This is a genomic window from Micromonospora sp. NPDC047074 (assembly GCF_040643815.1).
GTDB lineage: Bacteria > Actinomycetota > Actinomycetes > Mycobacteriales > Micromonosporaceae > Micromonospora.
In genome coordinates, this window is record NZ_JBEYVB010000008.1 from 132,628 (window position 1) to 152,101 (window position 19,474).

Annotated in this window: 16 protein-coding genes; 8 read left to right on the forward strand and 8 right to left on the reverse strand. The window is 71.5% G+C overall.

Annotation, left to right across the window (positions count from 1 at the left end; translation table 11 throughout):
* The first annotated feature begins 31 nt into the window (after positions 1-31).
* The gene (locus ABZ809_RS14575) at positions 32-790 is read left to right on the forward strand and encodes a type III pantothenate kinase (protein ID WP_357562953.1); all 759 of its coding nucleotides are present in this window, start codon (positions 32-34) and stop codon (positions 788-790) included.
* A 48-nt stretch (positions 791-838) separates the two neighbouring features.
* Here the strand turns inward: ABZ809_RS14575 and ABZ809_RS14580 are convergent, their stop codons facing one another.
* Positions 839-1,579, reverse strand: a complete 741-nt coding sequence (locus ABZ809_RS14580; RefSeq protein WP_357562954.1) for a class I SAM-dependent methyltransferase — start codon at positions 1,577-1,579, stop codon at positions 839-841.
* Between the two features lie 91 nt (positions 1,580-1,670).
* Between ABZ809_RS14580 and lysS the strand changes: the two genes are divergently transcribed.
* The 4 genes from lysS to ABZ809_RS14600 all read left to right on the forward strand — a co-directional run bounded on the left by lysS (position 1,671) and on the right by ABZ809_RS14600 (position 8,052).
* Positions 1,671-3,179, forward strand: coding sequence for a lysine--tRNA ligase (gene lysS, locus ABZ809_RS14585; RefSeq protein WP_357562955.1), 1,509 nt, complete (start codon positions 1,671-1,673; stop codon positions 3,177-3,179).
* A 109-nt stretch (positions 3,180-3,288) separates the two neighbouring features.
* Positions 3,289-3,639: an Lsr2 family protein gene (locus tag ABZ809_RS14590; RefSeq protein ID WP_323135733.1), complete on the forward strand. Its 351-nt coding sequence runs from the start codon at positions 3,289-3,291 to the stop codon at positions 3,637-3,639.
* A 498-nt stretch (positions 3,640-4,137) separates the two neighbouring features.
* Complete coding sequence (locus tag ABZ809_RS14595) at positions 4,138-6,669, forward strand: ATP-dependent Clp protease ATP-binding subunit (RefSeq protein ID WP_357563039.1); 2,532 nt, start codon at positions 4,138-4,140, stop codon at positions 6,667-6,669.
* A gap of 717 nt (positions 6,670-7,386) precedes the next feature.
* Positions 7,387-8,052 carry a C39 family peptidase gene (locus ABZ809_RS14600; protein ID WP_357562956.1) on the forward strand — a complete coding sequence of 222 codons (666 nt, stop codon included), beginning with the start codon at positions 7,387-7,389 and terminating at the stop codon, positions 8,050-8,052.
* A 65-nt stretch (positions 8,053-8,117) separates the two neighbouring features.
* Here the strand turns inward: ABZ809_RS14600 and ABZ809_RS14605 are convergent, their stop codons facing one another.
* The 6 genes from ABZ809_RS14605 to ABZ809_RS14630 form a co-directional block, all read right to left on the reverse strand.
* Positions 8,118-8,744, reverse strand: a complete 627-nt coding sequence (locus ABZ809_RS14605) for a hypothetical protein (RefSeq protein ID WP_357562957.1) — start codon at positions 8,742-8,744, stop codon at positions 8,118-8,120.
* A 124-nt stretch (positions 8,745-8,868) separates the two neighbouring features.
* Entirely contained in the window at positions 8,869-10,059 is a 1,191-nt protein-coding gene (locus tag ABZ809_RS14610) for a snapalysin family zinc-dependent metalloprotease (protein ID WP_357562958.1), read from the reverse strand.
* A gap of 133 nt (positions 10,060-10,192) precedes the next feature.
* Positions 10,193-11,455, reverse strand: a complete 1,263-nt coding sequence (locus ABZ809_RS14615; RefSeq protein WP_357562959.1) for a serine hydrolase domain-containing protein — start codon at positions 11,453-11,455, stop codon at positions 10,193-10,195.
* A gap of 638 nt (positions 11,456-12,093) precedes the next feature.
* Positions 12,094-13,761, reverse strand: coding sequence for a ribosomal protection-like ABC-F family protein (gene abc-f, locus ABZ809_RS14620; protein ID WP_357562960.1), 1,668 nt, complete (start codon positions 13,759-13,761; stop codon positions 12,094-12,096).
* A gap of 270 nt (positions 13,762-14,031) precedes the next feature.
* Positions 14,032-15,108: an SRPBCC family protein gene (locus ABZ809_RS14625; RefSeq protein WP_357562961.1), complete on the reverse strand. Its 1,077-nt coding sequence runs from the start codon at positions 15,106-15,108 to the stop codon at positions 14,032-14,034.
* A gap of 83 nt (positions 15,109-15,191) precedes the next feature.
* Positions 15,192-16,391 carry an RtcB family protein gene (locus ABZ809_RS14630; RefSeq protein ID WP_357562962.1) on the reverse strand — a complete coding sequence of 400 codons (1,200 nt, stop codon included), beginning with the start codon at positions 16,389-16,391 and terminating at the stop codon, positions 15,192-15,194.
* Between the two features lie 508 nt (positions 16,392-16,899).
* Between ABZ809_RS14630 and ABZ809_RS14635 the strand changes: the two genes are divergently transcribed.
* The 3 genes from ABZ809_RS14635 to ABZ809_RS14645 all read left to right on the forward strand — a co-directional run bounded on the left by ABZ809_RS14635 (position 16,900) and on the right by ABZ809_RS14645 (position 18,592).
* Positions 16,900-17,355 (forward strand): helix-turn-helix domain-containing protein, encoded by a 456-nt coding sequence (locus ABZ809_RS14635; protein ID WP_357562963.1) that lies wholly within the window; start codon positions 16,900-16,902, stop codon positions 17,353-17,355.
* Positions 17,348-17,728 carry a DUF4180 domain-containing protein gene (locus ABZ809_RS14640; RefSeq protein WP_357562964.1) on the forward strand — a complete coding sequence of 127 codons (381 nt, stop codon included), beginning with the start codon at positions 17,348-17,350 and terminating at the stop codon, positions 17,726-17,728. The genes ABZ809_RS14635 and ABZ809_RS14640 overlap by 8 nt, the downstream gene beginning before the upstream one ends.
* 81 nt (positions 17,729-17,809) lie before the next feature.
* Positions 17,810-18,592 (forward strand): alpha/beta hydrolase family protein, encoded by a 783-nt coding sequence (locus ABZ809_RS14645; protein ID WP_357562965.1) that lies wholly within the window; start codon positions 17,810-17,812, stop codon positions 18,590-18,592.
* A gap of 31 nt (positions 18,593-18,623) precedes the next feature.
* Here the strand turns inward: ABZ809_RS14645 and ABZ809_RS14650 are convergent, their stop codons facing one another.
* A complete protein-coding gene (locus ABZ809_RS14650; protein WP_357563040.1) occupies positions 18,624-19,409 on the reverse strand; it encodes a M15 family metallopeptidase in 786 nt (261 codons plus the stop codon).
* Between the last annotated feature and the right edge of the window lie 65 nt (positions 19,410-19,474).

A 19,474-nucleotide genomic window follows, 5' to 3' on the forward strand; every position in this document is an offset into this window, starting at 1 on the left:
CCGGCGGCCGGGCGTTGTCTAGGCTGCGAGCGTGCTGCTCTGCATCGACATCGGAAACACCAACACCGTGCTGGCGACCTTCGACGGCGACAAGCTGGTGCACTCCTGGCGGATCAAGACCGATGCGCGGGCGACGGCCGACGAGCTGGGCCTGAAGTTCCGGGGCCTGCTCGCCGCGGACGCCGTCGAGATCACCGGGGTCGCGGCCTGCTCCACGGTCCCGGCCGCGCTGCGCTCGCTGCGCAACATGCTCGCCCGCTACTACGCGGACCTGCCGAGCGTGATCGTCGAGCCCGGGGTACGCACCGGTGTGCAGCTCGCCATCGACAACCCCAAGGAGGTGGGTGCCGACCGGGTGGTGAACACCCTGGCCGCGTACACCCTCTACGGCGGGCCGTCGATCGTGGTCGACTTCGGCACCACCACCAACTTCGACGTGATCAGCGCCCGGGGCGAGTTCCTCGGCGGCGCCTTCGCCCCGGGCATCGAGATCTCCTTCGACGCGCTCGCCGCGCGGGCCGCCCAGCTGCGCAAGGTGGAGGCGGCCAAGCCCCGCTCGGTGATCGGCAAGAACACCGTCGAGTGCCTCCAGTCCGGCCTCTACTTCGGCTTCGCGGGGCAGGTGGACCGGATCGTCGAGCGGATGGTCGAGGAGATCGGCGAGGTGAGCGCGGTGATCGCCACCGGCGGGCTGGCCTCACTGGTGATCAACGAGTGCCGCACGATCACCCATCACGAGCCGATGATCACCCTGATCGGCCTGCGGATGGTCTACGAGCGCAACCTCTGACCGGCCAGGCGCCTGCCGGTTCGGCCGCCGTCGTGCGGCCAGGTGCCGTCAGCGCCGCCGGCCCCGGCAGACGAGCGTGCGGTACGGCAGCTCGAACCGTTCCCGACCGGCCAGGTCGGGATGCGTGTCCAGCAGTTCGCGAAGCTCCCTGTCGACGCCGCGGCGCTGCTCCGGGTCGGCGGTCAGGTAGTAGGAGCGGGTCCGGACCATCCCGACCAGCTCGTCGGGGGTGAGCGTGCTGCGGTACGCGAACTCGGCCTGCTCGACCGGCTCGAACGCCAGCCCGAAGTCGGTGATCCGGTCGGCCAGTTCGTCGGCGCTCTCGCTCACCCGGGCGATCTTCGTCAGCTCCGCGACCCAGCCGATCCGCTCGTCCCGCAAATTCCAGATCGGGGCGAGGACGCCGCCGGGCCGGAGCAGCCGGGCGATCTCGGCGTGGGCGCGCTCCGTGTCGAACCAGTGGTACGCCTGGCCCGCGAGCACCGCGTCGGCCGCGCCGTCGGGCAGCGGCACCGACTCGGCGCTGCCCGCCAGGGCCGAGACGCCCGGGGTGGCGGCGTCGAGTTGGGCCCGCATCCCCGGGTCCGGCTCCACGGGCACCACCTCGTGGCCGAGGGCGAGCAGCCCACGGGTGAGGATGCCCGTACCGGCGCCCAGCTCGACGACGTGGACCGGGGCGCCCAACCCGTCGAGTGCCCAGCGGACGGCAGGCTCCGGGTAGCGGGGGCGGAAGCGGTCGTAGTCGCTCGCGACGGCCCCGAACGACAGGGCGTGAGTGGGGTCGGTCATGGCGGGCAGGTTATCCCGTAACGCCTCGCTGGGGCCTTGAGTACGCTCGGGGCTTGACCCCGCCCGAAATCTCCTTCTGAGGAAGCGTGCCGTGACCGAGCAGAACCCCGTGCCAGTTGATCCCGCCGACGACCTTCCCGAGCAGATGAAGGTCCGCCGGGAGAAGCGGGACCGGATGCTCGCCGAGGGCGTCGAGCCGTACCCGGTCGGATTCTCCCGGACCAGCACGCTGGCCGAGATCCGCGAGAAGTACGCCGAGCTGCCCACCGACACCGCCACCGGTGACCAGGTCTCGGTCACCGGTCGGGTGATCTTCGTACGGAACACCGGCAAGCTCTGCTTCGCCACCCTGCGGGACGGCGACGGCACCGAGTTGCAGGCCATGCTCTCCCTGGACCGGGTCGGCGCCGAAAGGCTGGACGACTGGAAGCGCCTGGTCGACCTCGGCGACCTCGTCGGGGTGACCGGCGAGGTGATCACCAGCCGCCGGGGCGAGCTGTCCGTACTGGCCGACCGGTGGACCGTCACCGCGAAGGCGCTGCGCCCGCTCCCGGTGGCCCACAAGCCGCTGAGCGAGGAGGCGCGGGTCCGCCAGCGCTACGTGGACCTGATCGTCCGGCCGCAGGCCCGGCAGATGGTGCGTACCCGGGCCGCGACCGTACGCAGCCTGCGCGACTCGATGCACGGCCGGGGCTTCATCGAGGTGGAGACGCCGATGCTCCAGCTGCTGCACGGCGGTGCGGCGGCCCGGCCATTCGTGACCCACAGCAATGCGCTCAACACTGATCTGTATCTGCGAATCGCACCGGAACTGTTTCTCAAGCGGGCGGTCGTCGGCGGCGTCGACCGGGTGTTCGAGATCAACCGCAACTTCCGTAATGAGGGAGTCGACTCTTCGCACTCGCCCGAGTTCGCGATGCTCGAGGCATACGAGGCGTACGGCGACTACGACACCATGGCCGAGCTGACCCGAAATCTCGTGCAGCAGGCGGCGATCGCGGTCAGCGGCTCGACCGTGGTGACGCACGCCGACGGCCAGGAGTTCGATCTGGGCGGCGAGTGGCGGTCGGTGACTCTCTTCGGGGTGCTTTCCGAGGCGCTCGGCGAGGAGGTCACGGTGCGCACCGAGCGCGCCCGCCTGGTGGAGTACGCCGACAAGGTGGGTCTGGCGGTCGACCCCAAGTGGGGGCCGGGCAAGCTGGCGGAGGAACTGTTCGAGGAACTGGTCGTGCCGAGCCTGCAGGCGCCGACCTTCGTCCGCGACTATCCGGAGGAGACCAGTCCGCTCACCCGGGGGCACCGCGACGAGCCCGGGCTGGCCGAGAAGTGGGACCTCTACGTGCTCGGTTTCGAGCTGGGCACGGCGTACTCCGAGCTGGTGGACCCGGTGGTGCAGCGGGAGCGCCTGGTGGCGCAGGCGCAGCTCGCCGCACGTGGCGACGACGAGGCCATGCGGCTGGACGAGGACTTTCTCCGGGCGATGGAGTACGGAATGCCACCCTCCGGGGGTATGGGAATGGGAATCGACCGGCTGTTGATGGCGCTCACGGGTCTGGGAATTCGGGAAACCATCCTCTTCCCCCTGGTGCGCCCGGAGTAGTCACGCATCTCCACAGGGTCGTTCCCGCAACCTATTGACGCGGCAAGCATCGCGCAGGTTATTGTGCTCTAAGTTTGCAGGAGCACCCTGCTCGAAAGGAATGTGGGACGTGGCCAAGCAGATCATTCATAAGCTGGTCGATGACCTTGACGGCGGGGACGCTGACGAGACGGTCAAGTTCGCGCTCGACGGCGTTCAGTACGAGATCGACCTGTCAGGCTCGAACGCCGAGAAATTGCGCGACGTATTCGCCCCCTACATCGCCCACGGCACCAAGGTGGGTAGGGGTGGCGTCGTGGTCGGCGGCCGGGCCGCACGCGGTCGGGGCGGGGCCACCGCCGACCGGGAACAGAACAAGGCAATCCGGGCCTGGGCCAAGAAGGCCGGCAAGGACATCTCCGACCGCGGCCGGATCCCGCAGGAGATCGTCGACGAGTACCACGCCAAGGCCGGTCACTGAGCAAGACCGCCAACGGGGCGACAACGACGCCGGGCCGGAGCACGACTCCGGGCCGGCGTCGCCGTATTCCCCGGCGGGTGCCTGCTGCTGGTCTTCCCCCATGCCCCGCGCCGGGTGGTCGACCGGGAAGAATCCCGCCCCGGCGGTCGTTGTCCACAGCCGGTGGAGAGTCTGTCCACAGCCTGTGGACGACTCCGGGCGGCCCGCTTCCGGGCCGCGGCGGCCCCGGCGCGACCCGTGGAGACGGGTTCCGTGGCCGTGGCCGAATTTCGCTCTGCGCGTACAGGTAGGGGTACCGGAACACCCCCTGAGCGCGGACGGTTGTGTAAAACGACGCGTACACGGCCTCCGACGGGGACACACGACCTCAGCGGAGTCGGTTCGCGGCGATAGAGTAAGGAGGCACGGACGCCCGTCCCGGTCGTCCGCGCACTGGCCCCGCCACGACTTCTTGACCATCAAGATCGAGTGCGCACGGCACGTGAGGAGCACGAGGGCATGTTCGAGCGGTTCACCGACCGAGCGCGACGGGTTGTCGTCCTGGCCCAGGAAGAGGCCCGGATGCTCAACCACAACTACATCGGTACGGAGCACATCCTGCTGGGCCTGATCCACGAGGGTGAGGGCGTCGCCGCCAAGGCTCTGGAGAGCCTCGGCATCTCCCTGGAGGGCGTGCGGCAGCAGGTCGAGGAGATCATCGGCCAGGGCCAGCAGGCGCCGAGCGGGCACATCCCGTTCACGCCGCGGGCCAAGAAGGTGCTTGAGCTGTCGCGGCGCGAGGCGCTGCAGCTCGGCCACAACTACATCGGCACGGAGCACATCCTGCTCGGCCTGATCCGTGAGGGTGAGGGCGTCGCCGCCCAGGTGCTGGTCAAGCTCGGCGCCGACCTCAACCGGGTCCGCCAGCAGGTGATCCAGCTGCTCTCCGGCTACCAGGGCAAGGAGCCGGCCGCGGCGGGCGCCGCGCCGGGCGAGGCCGCGCCGTCCACCAGCCTCGTGCTGGACCAGTTCGGCCGGAACCTGACCCAGGCCGCCCGCGAGGGCAAGCTCGACCCGGTCATCGGGCGCGAGAAGGAAATCGAGCGGGTCATGCAGGTGCTCTCCCGCCGTACGAAGAACAACCCGGTCCTGATCGGCGAGCCGGGTGTCGGCAAGACCGCCGTGGTCGAGGGGCTGTCCCAGAAGATCATCAAGGGCGAGGTGCCCGAGACGCTGAAGGACAAGCAGCTCTACACGCTTGACCTCGGTGCCCTGGTCGCCGGCTCCCGCTACCGCGGTGACTTCGAGGAGCGCCTCAAGAAGGTGCTCAAGGAGATCCGCACCCGCGGCGACATCATCCTGTTCATCGACGAGATCCACACCCTGGTCGGCGCCGGCGCCGCCGAGGGCGCGATCGACGCGGCGAGCATCCTCAAGCCGATGCTGGCCCGCGGTGAGCTGCAGACCATCGGCGCGACCACGCTCGACGAGTACCGCAAGCACCTGGAGAAGGACGCCGCTCTCGAGCGCCGGTTCCAGCCGATCCAGGTGGGTGAGCCGTCGCTGGCCCACACCATCGAGATCCTCAAGGGCCTGCGCGACCGCTACGAGGCGCACCACCGCGTCTCCATCACCGATGCGGCTCTCGTGGCCGCCGCGACCCTGGCCGACCGGTACATCTCCGACCGCTTCCTGCCGGACAAGGCGATCGACCTGATCGACGAGGCCGGTGCCCGGATGCGGATCCGTCGGATGACCGCGCCGCCAGACCTGCGCGACTTCGACGAGCGCATCGCCCAGGTGCGTCGCGACAAGGAGTCCGCGATCGACGCGCAGGACTTCGAGCGGGCCGCCCAGCTGCGCGACAAGGAGAAGCAGCTCCTCGGGCAGAAGGCGCAGCGGGAGAAGGAGTGGAAGGCCGGTGACCTGGACGTCGTCAGCGAGGTCGACGACGAGCAGATCGCCGAGGTGCTCGGCAACTGGACCGGCATCCCGGTCTACAAGCTGACCGAGGAGGAGACCTCGCGCCTGCTGCGCATGGAGGACGAGCTGCACAAGCGCGTCATCGGCCAGGAGGACGCGGTCAAGGCGGTCTCGAAGGCGATCCGGCGTACCCGTGCCGGCCTCAAGGACCCGAAGCGCCCGTCGGGCTCGTTCATCTTCGCCGGTCCGTCCGGTGTCGGTAAGACCGAGCTGTCCAAGGCCCTCGCGGAGTTCCTGTTCGGCAGCGAGGACGCCCTCATCCAGCTCGACATGTCCGAGTTCCACGACCGCTACACGGTCTCCCGGCTGGTGGGTGCCCCTCCCGGCTACGTCGGCTACGACGAGGGCGGCCAACTCACCGAGAAGGTGCGGCGTCGGCCGTTCTCGGTGGTCCTCTTCGACGAGATCGAGAAGGCCCACCCGGACGTGTTCAACACGCTGCTCCAGATCCTGGAGGACGGTCGGCTCACCGACGGTCAGGGCCGGATCGTGGACTTCAAGAACACGGTCATCATCCTGACCACCAACCTGGGCACCCGCGACGTCGCCAAGGCGGTCTCGCTCGGCTTCCAGGCGTCGGAGGATTCCGACTCGAACTACGACCGGATGAAGCAGAAGGTCAACGACGAGCTCAAGCAGCACTTCCGGCCCGAGTTCCTGAACCGGATCGACGACACCATCGTCTTCCACCAGCTGCGCCAGCAGGAGATCCTGTCGATCGTGGACATCATGATCCAGCGGATCGAGGGCCAGCTGCGCAACAAGGACATGGGCCTGGAGCTGACGGACAACGCCAAGAAGTACCTGGCGACCAAGGGCTTCGACCCGGTGCTCGGTGCGCGTCCGCTGCGTCGCACGATCCAGCGCGACATCGAGGACAACCTCTCCGAGCGGATCCTCTTCAACGAGCTGACCCCGGGTCAGATCGTCGTGGTGGACTGCGAGGGCGACCCGAACAACATCGACAAGTCCAAGCTCGTCTTCAAGGGCGCGGACCGGCCGGCCACCGTGCCGGACGCCGTACCGGCCGATCTCGGCGGCACCGCTGCCGCAGGCGCGGACGAGTAGGAACAAAGCACAAAAGGGCGGCGCCCCCGGTGGCACACCAGCCACCGGGGGCCGCCGCCCTTTGCGCTGTACGAGCCCGGTCCTACCCGCCTGTTCCGCCTCCCCGCCCGTCCGGGGCGTCCCCGCCGGCCCCGGCCTCCCACCCCCCGTCCCCTCCCGCGCCCCCAGGCCCGCGCCCTCCCGGCCGCGATCTTGCACTTTGCGCCCAAGGCTTGCGGCATATGCCGGGTTTATGAGGGCAGCAAGTGCAAGATCGCCGAGGCGGGGACGGGAGGGGCGCAGCGAGCGCGCCCGTCCCGGCTCGCGATCTTGCACTTTGTGCCCGAACTTTGCGGCACGAGTCGGTTTTGCCGGGGCGGAAAGTGCAAGATCGCCGAGCGCGGGCGGGCGTAACGTTCCGTATGGGGTGGTTTGGGGTGGTGAGCGTCACCGGGACGGTGGGCATGGGCCGGGGGTCCGGGTCGTTGTAACCAGGTGAGCGCGTGAACCCCCGCCCCCGCCCCGGGGAGCAAGTGGCCGGGGACGACAGGTGACCGGGGTGACCGGGAAACGCCGGGCCGGAATGACCGCCGGCCTCGGATCGTTACATCCCCCGGGACCGCCCCCTCCATCCGAGGCGTGGCGCACCCCTTCTGGCTTGACCTTTCCCTCACCCGCAACACACCCCACCCCCCTGCGGGGTGTGTCGCGTACCCCCGATCGAAAGGTGCTCTCATCATGCGTACCGATCTGATCCGTAAGACCGCTCTGACCGTGGCCGGGCTCGCCGTCACCGGCGGCGCCATCGCCGCCCCCGCCACCGCCGCGTTCGCCGCCCCCGCCGAGAAGCCGGCCACGCCCGTCCAGGCCGACCGCAAGCAGGCCGACCGCAAGCACAGCGAACGCGAACTCGACGTCCGCTACGAAGCCCAGCCCAACTTCTACTACTGCGGCCCCGCCGCCGCCCGCAACGCCCTCAGCGTCCAGGGCAAGAACATCGACGTCGACGGCATGGCCCAGCGCATGGGCACCACCGAAGCCGGCACCAACTCCATCAACGACATCACCCCCGTCCTCAACAAGGAAACCGGCAAGGACGCCTACCAGTCCGTCGAGATCCCCGGCGCCAAGGCCGACGACAAGCAGACCGACAAGCTGCGCACCGACATCGTCACCGCCATCGACGAGGGCCACGCCATCGTCGCCAACATCGCCGGAACCGCCACCGACACCACCGGCACCACCCACTCCTTCGAGGGCGGGCACTACATCAGCGTCGTCGGCTACCGCGACAACGGCAACACCGTCACCATCGCCGACTCCGCAGACCCGAACCAGGCCTCCTACCGGATGAGCGTCGACAACCTCGCCGACTGGATCGCCACCCGCGGCTACACCTCCTGACCCCCCAACAAGCCAAAGGAAGGGCCCCTTGCCAACGCAAGGGGCCCTTCCTTTCACCAGACGGGTCAGGGGCGGCGGTCGCGCTCCTGGCTCAGCCGCTCGTCAAGCCGGCCCAGTTCGTAGATGGCGTTCAGGTTCGTCGGCAGTCGCGTGACGTTGTCGACGGCGGGCTCTTCCCCCGGATCGGGCGCCGGGGCCGATGGGCTGGCCGGCCCGGAGGGTGCGGCGGCGGGTCGGCGCCGCCGGCTCCACACGAGCAGCACCGGCACCGCCAGGGCGCCCAGCACCAGACCGGTGACCAGCCATCGGTCCGTTCCATCGCCGTCGCCGTCCCGGGGCGGGGCTCCGAGCGCCGAGGGAGCGCCGGAAGCGCCGCCCCGGCCGTCCGGGCCCGGCACCTCGGCCTCCCGATCGCCCGAGCGCCCCGCTGGCCGAGCTCGACCGGGCGCCGCTGCGGAGCCTTCCAGGCTGGGCACGGCCGATGAGCCTGCCGGGCTCGGGGTGGGCGCCGTGGAGCCGGACGGAGCCGGCGTCGGGGAGGCGCTCGGGGTGGCCTGGCCTCCCCCGGTGAGCAGGTCGTCGACGATCTTCCCGACGCCGTCGAGCAGGTCGCCGACCGGCCCGCCGGAGGCCGACGGCGCGGGCGCGGGAGCGAGTGCCAGAGTCAGGGCGAGCGCGGCCACGGCAGACATGGTTCACCTCGAAGGGAGTCGGTGTGTCCGGCACCGTACCGCACTGCGGGTGATCGCCGCGTCACGCCCCGACCGTCGGCGGCGGACGGGGGACGCCGCGTGCGGCGCCCCCCGGTGCCGGGCGTCAGACCGGCAGGCCCCCGACCTGGGTGTTGATCCAGGTACGGATGGACGGCAGGTCCACGTAGATGGACGGGCCGGTGGCGCAGGTGGAGTTGTTGTTGCCGGCCCGGCTGGTGGCGCCGATCAGGGCCCACGCCCCGTTGATCTGGCGCACCTGCGGGCCGCCCGAGTCGCCGTAGCAGGCGCCCGCGTTGCCGTTGGTGTTGTTGGTGCAGATCTCGTACGGGCCGTTGATGCCGAGGCAGCGGCTGTCCGCGACGATGGAGGTGTCCAGCTCGTGCGCGACGGTCGGGGCGCTACCGCAGCCCCGGGGAGCGCAGGTCTGGCCCCAGCCGATGATCCGGGTGGCGGTGCCGACCGCGCCGGAGGTGGTCGGGATCGGCGCCGGGGCGTAGCTCACCGAGCTGCCGAGCTGGAGCAGCTTCACGTCGACGCTCGGGTGGTTGACCGCCCGGATCACCGAGACGACGGTGCCGCCGCTGGTGCGGTTGATGCTGCCGACCCGCACCGAGGAAGGCGTCCCGCAGTGCTTGGCGGTGACGGCCCAGTTGGCCTTGATGAGCGTGCCGGTGCAGCCGGAGACGTACACCATCCACGGGTAGTTCTCGGTGGCCGGCCGGCCGTTGACCACCTGCGGCGTGATGTCGTCGGTGTCGTTCCACACGAACGTGCCGGTCGGCGCCTCCGCCGCGGCGAGACCGCCGGCGAAGAGCTGGTTCACCCGCGACGCCTCGGCCGCGCTGGGGTACGCGTTGGTGCAGGAGACCGGCGCGCTACTGCCCGACATCAGGTCGGAGCAGAGTCCCGTGCGCAGGTCGGGCAGGCCGAGGATGTGGCCGAGTTCGTGGGTGGCGATGCGGGTGCGGTTGTACCCCTGGTTGACGGCGGTCCAGCCCATCCAGATCCGGCCGGCGCCGAGGCTGGTGACCTGCGCGCGCGGCCAGCCGCTGTCGACGTAGATGGTGACGTTGCCCGGCGTACGGGCCACCAGCTGGACGTTGCTGACCCGGCTGTTCCAGATGGCCGCGGCCTGGTCGAAGTTGGTGCGGAACTCGCCGGCCCGGCTCGCGTCGTAGTAGACCGTCCGGGCGGCGGCGGACGCGCCGGTGTCGGTGGCGACCTGCATTCCGGTTGCGGCCAGGACCGCCGCCAGCGCGGCTCCCGCCGCGCGCAGCAGTTGTCGTCGGAACATTCCGTACTCCCTGTGGTCGTCCGGCGGCGTGCCACCGCCGGCATAGATGTACGTGAATGCTAGAGCGAGAGCTGTCGATATACGGCATAACGGAACCGTCATACCGGCGCGGGCAGCCAGCGGGTGACCTCGGTCAGAGGTAGTTGGAGAAGAGGTCGGTCGTGGGCCAGGTCGTCACCTTGCCGATCTCGGCGTTGATCTGCGGGCTCAGCACGTGGAAGTCGAGGCTGCCGGTCTCCTCCCGCCGGTTGAACAGGGCGGCGTAGGTGAAACCGTTCTGCAGGCGGGCGAGGTAGGTGTAGGTGCCGGGCAGGGATCCGTCATGCCAGGTGTTGAGGTGGCCGGTGACCTGCCGCACCCACCAGCCGGCCCCGTACCAGGAGCCGCTCTCGGTGACGCCGATCTCCGGCTTGGCGAACATCCCGGCGATCGAGGTCGCGTTCAGCACCGGGCCGGCGGCGTCGAACACCCGCGCGAAACGCGCCAGGTCGACCGCCGAGGCGAGCCAGCCGCCGCCGGGCCCGCGGTTGGCCATGCTGAATCCGCCGTACGGGGTGGGCACCACGGCGCCCGACGGGTCGGTGACCGTACGGCTGGTGTACTGCGACTCGTAGACCACCTCGGTCGGCGCGGCCTCCGCGCGCAGGGTGCGACCGAGCCGCATCCGGGTGACGCCGACGGGAGCCAGGAGCTTCTCGTTGACGTACGACTCGTAGCTCCTGCCGGAGACCTTCTCGACGATCCGGCCGAGCAGCAGGTAGCCGTAGTTGCTGTAGGCGTACCTGGTGCCGGGGGCGAAGTCGAGGGGGCGGCGGGATGCGTACTGGATGATGTGGTCCTGGCTGATCGGCAGCGGGACGCCGAGCGTGCTCGCGATCGTGTGGTCGAGGTACAGGTAGTCGCCGGAGACGTCCCGGTCCCAGCCGCCGGTGTGCTGGAGCAGCCGCCGGACCGTGACGTTCGCCAGCCGGGGGTCGGCGGCGGTCGACAGCCCGAGCAGCGGGGCGACCGGGGCGTCCAGGCCCAGCAGGCCGTCCTGGGCCAGCCGCAGGACGGCGGCGGCGGTGACGTGCTTGCTCAGGCTGGCGATCCGGAACAGCGACGTGGGCGAGACCGCCGGGACGGCGGTGCCGCCGGCGGCGTAGCGGTAGCCGCGGGCGAGGACCAGTCGCCCGTTCTTGGTGATCGCGAGTTGCGCGCAGGAGATGCCGCGCTCGGCGACGTAGCTCCGCAGGACGTTGTCGAAGCCGGCGAGCGCGGCGGGCGCGACTCCGGAGGCCTCCACCATCGCGCTGATCGCCGTCGGGCTGGCCAGCGCGCGGCCGGCGGTCGCGCCGAGCACGACGGCGGGGAGCACTCCCGCACCCGCGGCGAGGAACTGTCGTCTACTGAGCACTGTCTCTCCGGTCGTCGTCGGTCAACAGGCGGCCGGATCAGGCCGGACGCGACGACGAACTCTACAGTGTCCGGTCACCGCCACCGGCCCGCCGCGAGGCCATGAGCTTTACGACCTGCACGACCTGCCACCCGACACCGTCGTCCGCACCGCCCGTGCCCCGGACCCCGACCCGGCCGGACCGCGACCCGGCCGGACCCCGACCCGGCCGGACCGCGACCCGGCCGGCCCGGGCCAAGTCGAGCAGTCACCGAGAGTTATCGCCACGCGATGTGACGGAGTGTCACGTTCGGCGGGGAATGGAGGTCCGCCCTCGCCTGCCCTTTGCTCTGCAGCCAGGGACGCACCATGCGATCCACCTGCACCGGCGTCTAGCTTGCCTGGCGGCGTCCATCGGCGTGATGCCACGCACCGTAACTGGTGCGTCCATGGCTGCAGAGCAAAGCGTCGGAGGATGAGGCGAGGGGCGGGCGAAGGATGCCACTCAGAGTGACCTCGTAAGCGGAGGGATCGCGGGCGGCGGCCGGTGGCGACCGGTGGCGACCATCGCCAACCGATCGGCACACGTCACCGGCGAGCAACGACAACGAGTGGCCTTCGCGCACGGCACCGGAGACACCGCGGCCCTGCCGTACCGGCTAGCGGTGGCGTCCCGGTCGCGGGTCGGCGCCGAGGTCCTCGGGCGCCCCGGTCTCCACCAGCCGACCTTCGGACAGCCGCAGCCAGCGGTCCACCCCGATCTCGGCGAGGAACCGTTCGTCGTGGCTGATCACCACGAACGCGCCCTCGTACGCGTCAAGCGCGTTCTCCAACTGGCCCACGCTCACCAGGTCAAGGTTGTTGGTCGGCTCGTCGAGCAGGAGCAACTGCGGCGCCGGTTCGGCGAACAGCACGCAGGCCAGGGTGGCGCGTAGCAGCTCGCCGCCGGAGAGCGTGGCTACCGGCAGGTGGGCGCGTGTGCCCCGGAACAGGAAGCGGGCCAGCAGGTTCATCCGCTGCGCGTCCGGCATCGCGGGCGCGGCCACGGCCAGGTTCTCCGCCACGGTGCGGTCGGGATCCAGCAGGTCCAGCCGCTGGGAGAGGTACGCGATCCGGCCGTCGGCCCGCCTCGTCCGGCCACCCTCCGGCGCCACGTCCCCGCTGACCATGCGCAGCAGGGTCGACTTGCCGGCACCGTTCGGGCCGGTCAGGGCGATCCGCTCGGGCCCCCGGATCGTCAGGTCGACGCCGTCACCGGCGAACAGGGCGCGGTCGCCGTGGCGGACCTGCATCCGCTCGCCCTGGAACACGGTGCGGCCGGCCGGAACGTTGGTCTCCGGCAACTCCACCGTGATCCGCTGCTCCTCGCGCAGGGCCCGCCCCGCCTCGTCGAGCCGGGCCTTGGCGTCGCTGACCCGCGCGGCGTGCGTCTCGTTCGACCGGCCGGCCGACTCCTGGGCGCCCCGTTTCATGGTGCCGGCAAAGATCTTCGGCAGGCCGGCGCTCTTGAGGTTGCGGGCGGCGTTGCCGGCCCGGCGCTCCGCCCGCTCGCGGGCCTGCTGCATCTCCCGCTTCTCCCGCTTGACCTCCTGCTCGGCGTGGCGGATGTTCTTCTCGGCGACCTCCCGCTCGGCGTGCACCGCCTCCTCGTACGCGGTGTAGTTCCCCCCGTAGGAGCGGATCTCGCTCCGGTCGAGTTCGAGGATGCGGTCCATCCGGTCCAGCAACGCCCGGTCGTGGCTGACCAGCAGCAGGCAGCCTGACCAGTCCTCCAGCACGGCGTAGAGCTTGCGGCGGGCGTCGAGGTCCAGGTTGTTGGTCGGCTCGTCGAGCAGCAGCACGTCGGGCCGCTTCAGCAGTTGCGCCGCCAGGCCGAGGGAGACGACCTGGCCGCCACTGAGGGTGTGCAGGGGTCGGGCGAGGGTGACGTCGTCGAGGCCGAGCCGGTCCAACTGGGAGCGGGTGCGCTCCTCGACGTCCCAGTCGTTGCCGATCGTGGTGAAGTGCTCCTCGGCGGCGTCCCCGGCCTCGATGGCGTGCAGCGCCCTGAGTACCGGGGCGATCCCCATCACCTCGGCCACCGTCAGGTCACCGGAGAGGGGAAGGCTCTGCGGCAGGTAGCCGAGCACCCCGTCGACCGTCACGGAGCCGCCGGTGGGTTGGTACTCGCCGGCGATCAGCTTGAGCAGCGTGGTCTTGCCGGCGCCGTTCGGCGCGACGAGGCCGGTGCGACCGGCGCCCACGGTGAACGACAGGTCCGCGAAGACCGGGGTGTCGTCCGGCCAGGAGAAGGAGAGGCGCGAGCAGACGATGAACGCGTCGGACATGCGAAAGACCCCTGAGGTGAGGTGGGCGCACCGAGGCGCCCGAGAGGACGGGATTCAGAGAACGCCGGCCCGTGGCCACGGCGGCGGCTTGTCGTACGCCTGCCGATGGCCGGGTCCTCCGGGATCACCCGGAGATGTCGTCGTCGCCCGCCATGTCTGGTCTCCTTGTCCGCCCTGATCTCGCTGCGTCGTCGAGGTCAGGGTCGCCCGATCACTCGTCACCCACCCTATCAGCGTCGCCCCGCCCCGCGCGGCCACGCGCCCCGGTCGTCAGAGGCCCGCGCACGGGGTGGCGCCCAGCGCGCATCCCTCGGGGGCCTTGGTCAGCGGGTCGCCGTCGCGGACGGCGAACGTGAACGTCCGCGAGCGGCCGGCCGGCACGGGCGGCCCGGTGAAGGTGACCGCCTGCCCCTCCTGCCGCCAGTCGGCACCACTGGCCTCGGTGACGGTGCCGCCCTCGGCGAGCGTGACGACCACCGTCCAGCCCTTCGCCGAGGCGCCACCCGGGTTGTCGACGACGACCTCCCCGGTGTAGCCGAGGAACCGCGTCGACACCGTCGCGTAGCGGGCGGTCACGGCCGGGGCCGGCGATGCGCTCGGGGTGGCCGTACGCGATGGCTTCGCCGTGGGGGTGCGACTCGGGCGGGGCGTGGCCGACGTGGCGGTCCGCGTCGGGCGGGCGGAGAGGGTCGGCTTCGCCGTCCGGCTCGCAGCGGCCGTCGCGGTCGGCGACGCCGCCGGGTCCGGGCCGGCGACGGGTTCCGGGTCGGCCGGCAACACGGCCCACGCGCCCGCCCCTGCGGCCAGCACGACACCGGCCACCCCCGCGACCAGCAGCGGCCGGCGGCGACCGGGCGGTGCCGGCGCGTCGCCGAACGCCACGGCCGGCAGCTCGATTGTCATCCCGGCCTCGCCACGCCGCAGGTCGACCTGCCGGAACGCCAGCCAGTCGAGGATCGCCGGCAGCCGACCCGCCAGCGCCTGCCGGTAGGACTCCTCCCGGCGGGCCCGCTGCTCCTCGGTCCAGCTCCCGTGCTCCAGCACCTCGCGTACCGACAGCCGGCTGCCCTCGGCGGTGGGAGCGACCTCGCAGGTCAACCGGCTACGCCGGCCGCCCTCGAGGCAACGCAACGCGATCAGCTCCGGCTCCCGCCGGTCGGCCACCTCCGCGTCGACGGCGGCGTCGAACCCGGGCAGCCCCGCGGTGAACAGCAGCAACCGGTCGCGCTGCCCCGCCATCTGTTCGACCTCGGTGAACCACCGCGCGAGCAGCCCAAGATCCGTCAATGCGTGCCAGACCCGGTTCGCCGGGTGGAGCAGGTCGACCTGCGCGTCGATCTCGGTCACGGCGAGACTCTACGGGCATCGATCGTGGACCGCCCCGCACGGGTTCCGCCCCGGCGCCCACCCCCCTGGGCGCCGGTCGGCGGTCAGCCCTTGACGCAGACGACCTGCTTGAGGTGCGCCACCACCTCGACCAGGTCCTCCTGCCGCGCCATCACCTGGGTGATGTCCTTGTACGCGGCGGGGATCTCGTCGACCACCCCGGCGTCCTTGCGGCACTCCACGCCGGCGGTCTGCGCGGCCAGGTCGGCGGTGCTGTACGTCCGCTTCGCCTGCGCCCGCGACATCCGCCGCCCGGCCCCGTGCGACGCCGAGCAGTACGCCGCCTGGTTCCCCTTGCCCCGCACGATGTACGAGCCGGTGCCCATCGACCCCGGGATGATGCCCAGGTCCCCCCGACCGGCCCGGATCGCCCCCTTGCGGGTCACCAGCACCTCGACGCCGTCGTAGCTCTCCTCCGCCACGTAGTTGTGGTGGCAGGAGATCGGCTCGTCGTAGCGCACCTGCGGGAACTGCTCCCGCACCACGCCGCAGAGCAGCGCGAGCATGACCGCCCGGTTGCGCCGCGCGTACTCCTGCGCCCACCACAGGTCCCGGCGGTAGGCGTCCATCTCGGGCGTACCGGCGAGGAACACCGCCAGGTCCCGGTCGGGCAGGTCGGTGTTGTGCGGCAGCCGCCGGGCGATCGCGATGTGCCGCTCCGCCAGCTCCTTGCCGATGTTGCGCGAGCCGGAGTGCAGCATCAGCCACACCCGTCCCTCGTCGGTGCCGCCCTGCTCCAGGCAGACCTCGATGAAGTGGTTGCCGCCGCCCAGCGTGCCCAGCTGCCGCTGGGCCCGGGTCTCCAGCTGCGCCACCCGCCGGTCGAGGTCGCCGAACCGGCGCCAGAAGTCGTCCCAGCCGCCCTGCTCCAGCCCCCGGATCCGGCGCGGGTCGACCGGCTTCTCCCGCTGCGCGAACCCGACCGGGATCGTGGCCTCGATCGCCGAGCGCACCCCGGCGAGGTCGTCCGGCAGGTCGGCGGCGGTCAGCGAGGTGCGGACCGCGGACATGCCGCAGCCGATGTCGACGCCGACAGCGGCCGGGGAGACGGCCTGCCGCATCGCGATGACCGAACCGACCGTGGCGCCCTTGCCGAAGTGGACGTCCGGCATGACCGCGACGCCCTCCACCCAGGGCAGCGCGCCGATGTTGCGCAGCTGCTGGGCGGCCTGCGGCTCGATGTCGTACGGGTCGGTCCAGACCCGTACCGGCGCGCGGGTGCCCGCGAGCGGGGTGAAACTCATCGTCGTCTCCTCGTGTCGTCGGCTGGTCGTCACCGGGTCGGCGCGGCCGGAAGGGTCGACGGCCGCCCGGGAATCGAACCCGGCGGAGAGGCGTCCGGCCGGGATTTCGCCCCGGCGATCATCGCCGTGGTCGGTGACGGGTGGAGGTGGACGTCGGTCCGGGTGGACGAAAAAGCCGCCCGGTCCCGACGGGATGGGCGGCTGCGCGTACGCGCTGGCGCTAGTCGCGCCACCACCCCGGCTGCCGGCCCTGCTCGGGGCGACAACGACCTGTGGATTTCCCGCCCGTGGGCAACGAGGCACCGCCGCGCGGCGATAGCCACGTGGCGTCGGTGCGGGCGCGCTGCGACACGGCGTACTCCCCTGCGGTCGATCGGTTGACCTTGCGCCGATGACGGTAGGCGGGACGGGCAGGTGGCCGCAAGGGAGTTTTCGGCGCGCCCACCGGGCGGACGCATGAGGCAGCAAGATTCCCTATCACTCCCTCAACGGGGTATGTTGGGGAGCGATGAGTGATGAGATGTTCTCAGTCGAGCAGGTGGCGGAGCGGCTGGGCCTGCACGTGCGCACTGTGCGTGGCTACATCCGCAGCGGCCGGCTCCCGGCCGTGCGGATCGGCAAGCAGTACCGGATCGCCCGCGCCGACCTCGACGCGCTGACCGGCCGCCCCCGGCCGGCCCGGCCCGCCGGGGGCGTGGTGGCGGAGGTGTCGAGCATCGTGCAGATCGACGGCGTCGACCGGCCCTCCGCCGACCGGCTGGGCACGCTCGTCCTGACCGCGGCGAACACGTCCCACCATCCCGTGCAGCCACTGCGCGTCCAGACCGTCCACGACGAGGAGCGAAACCGCATGAAGATCGTGATACTCGGCGGGGCCTCGGCCACCGCCGAGCTGCTGCACCTGCTCGACGCCGTGCTCGGCGCCGACAACGGCCTGCTCACCGGGGAGGTCGACGGTGCCTGACGTGATCGAGGAGCGGGCCGGGGTACCGGTGCTGGTGTGCGATCCGGCCGGCCCGCCGGTGGTCACCGCGCAGGACGCGCTGGACCTCATCGGCGCGGCCTTCCTAGGCGCGACGGTGGTGGCGGTGCCCGCGAGCCGGCTCGACCCGTCCTTCTTCTCCCTCGGCACCCGCTTCGCCGGCGAGATCATGCAGAAGTTCGTCAACTACCGGCGGCGGCTGGTCGTCGTCGGCGACATCTCTTGGCACGTCGAGACCAGCTCGGCCCTGCGCGCCCTCGTGCACGAGTCGAACCGGTCCGACCACGTGTGGTTCGTTCCCGACCTCGACGCGCTCGACGCCCGGCTGGGGGCCACGATCCAGCCGGCCGGCTGAGCGACCGGCACCGGCCGCCCGCCGCGGCGCTTCCCCGGCCGGGGCCGGCGACCGCGCGCGAATGGGCTACGGTCGACGGCCGTGGCCCTGATGCGCTGTGACTTCTTCTCCGAGACCCTCGGCATGAGCACGTCGATGACGGTGATCCTGCCGCAGCGGACCTCGTCGCAGATCGGCATGACCGGCAGCGCCCCGGCCGGCGACCCGCCCGTGCTCTACCTGTTGCACGGGCTCAGCGACGACGACACGATCTGGCTGCGCCGCACGTCGATCGAGCGGTACGTGGCACCACTGGGCCTCGCCGTGGTGATGCCCCAGGCCGGGCGCAGCTTCTACACCGACGAGGAGCACGGCAACCGGTACTGGACGTTCCTCAGCACCGAGTTGCCCCGGGTGTGCCACGAGTTCTTCCGGCTCTCCGACCGGCGGGAGGACACCTTCGTCGCCGGGCTGTCGATGGGCGGCTACGGCGCGGTGAAGTGGGCGCTGCGCGACCCGGACCGGTTCGCGGCGGCCGCGAGCCTGTCCGGCGCGCTCGACGTGACCACCCGCCGGCACCACCCGACCGCGCCCCTCGACCCGGGCGTCTGGCACACCGTCTTCGGCGAGCGCACGGTGACCGGCACCGACGACGACACGGTCGCCCTGCTCGACCGGGAGCCCGGCGCCGGCCGGCCCGCGCTCTACGTCGCCTGCGGCACCGAGGACTTCCTGTACGACGACAACCTGACCTTCGTGGCGGCGGCCCGCGAGCGGGGCGTCCCGGTCACCGTGGACTTCTCCCCCGGCACGCACGACTGGGCGTACTGGGACGCGAAGATCCAGGACGTGCTGGCCTGGCTGCCGCTGCGCACCGACCGCTGACCGGCCCGCGGCGCCCGCCGGATCGGGGCCGCTAGCCCGGCTCGGCCGAGGAGCGGGCCACCGGCAGGTCGAAGTACGTGTCCGGCCAGGGCTCGTCGCGGAAGCGGTAGTGCCACCACTCGCGGTCGTAGTTGACGAAGCCGCCGTCGGTCATCAACTGCCGCAGCAGCCGCCGGTTGTCCCGAGGCACCCCCGTGACCCGAGGTGAGTCGGTGTGCGCGAGCGGGTCGAAGCAGTCGAAGCCGGTGCCCATGTCCACGCCGTTGTCGGCGAACCGCTGGCCGTGGGGGGCGGTGCAGGAGACCAGCGGCTGACCCGGAGCGTACGGGGGCTGCGTCGGGGTCGGCACGTCGACCAGGGTCAGGTCGAGCGTGCTGCCCCGGCTGTGCGCGGTGGGCGCCCCGACGTACCCCTGGTCGAACAGCTCGGACTTCGCCACCCGGGGATAGAACTCGGCCTTCATCCGCTGCTCCCCGGGCTGTCCCGCCCAGCTCACGAAGTCGTCGGCGGCCCGTTGTGGGCGGTAGCAGTCGTACACCTTCAGGCTGCGCCCCCGGGTCAGGGCGGCGTCCTGCACCCGGCGCAGCGCCTCGGCGGCCCGGCGGGTGAGCAGGCAGAGCGGTTCGGGATAGCCGGCGACCGGCCGGCCGACGAAGTTGTGCGCGGTGGCGTACCGGATGTCGGTGCGGATGCGCGGGTCGACGTCGGTCAGGACGACGAAGCCCGGCCCGGACGTCGCCGGCGGGGCCGACCGCGGCGGCGACGGCTCCGGCGCCGGCCCGGGCCGGGCGCAGCCGGGCGCCAGCGCCGCGACCACGACGGCCGCCGCGACGGCCCGGGCCCCGACCCGCCACGGGGCTCGCCGGCGGCTCCGGGCTGGCC

What these genes read in the sequence shown, in the direction of transcription:
- ABZ809_RS14580 (WP_357562954.1), bottom strand. Translation starts at nt 1,579, where the DNA reads ATGACCGACCCCACTCACGCCCTGTCGTTCGGGGCCGTCGCGAGCGAC.
- ABZ809_RS14595 (WP_357563039.1), top strand. Translation starts at nt 4,138, where the DNA reads ATGTTCGAGCGGTTCACCGACCGAGCGCGACGGGTTGTCGTCCTGGCC.
- ABZ809_RS14600 (WP_357562956.1), top strand. Translation starts at nt 7,387, where the DNA reads ATGCGTACCGATCTGATCCGTAAGACCGCTCTGACCGTGGCCGGGCTC.
- ABZ809_RS14605 (WP_357562957.1), bottom strand. Translation starts at nt 8,744, where the DNA reads ATGTCTGCCGTGGCCGCGCTCGCCCTGACTCTGGCACTCGCTCCCGCG.
- ABZ809_RS14610 (WP_357562958.1), bottom strand. Translation starts at nt 10,059, where the DNA reads ATGTTCCGACGACAACTGCTGCGCGCGGCGGGAGCCGCGCTGGCGGCG.
- abc-f (WP_357562960.1), bottom strand. Translation starts at nt 13,761, where the DNA reads ATGTCCGACGCGTTCATCGTCTGCTCGCGCCTCTCCTTCTCCTGGCCG.
- ABZ809_RS14630 (WP_357562962.1), bottom strand. Translation starts at nt 16,391, where the DNA reads ATGAGTTTCACCCCGCTCGCGGGCACCCGCGCGCCGGTACGGGTCTGG.
- ABZ809_RS14635 (WP_357562963.1), top strand. Translation starts at nt 16,900, where the DNA reads ATGAGTGATGAGATGTTCTCAGTCGAGCAGGTGGCGGAGCGGCTGGGC.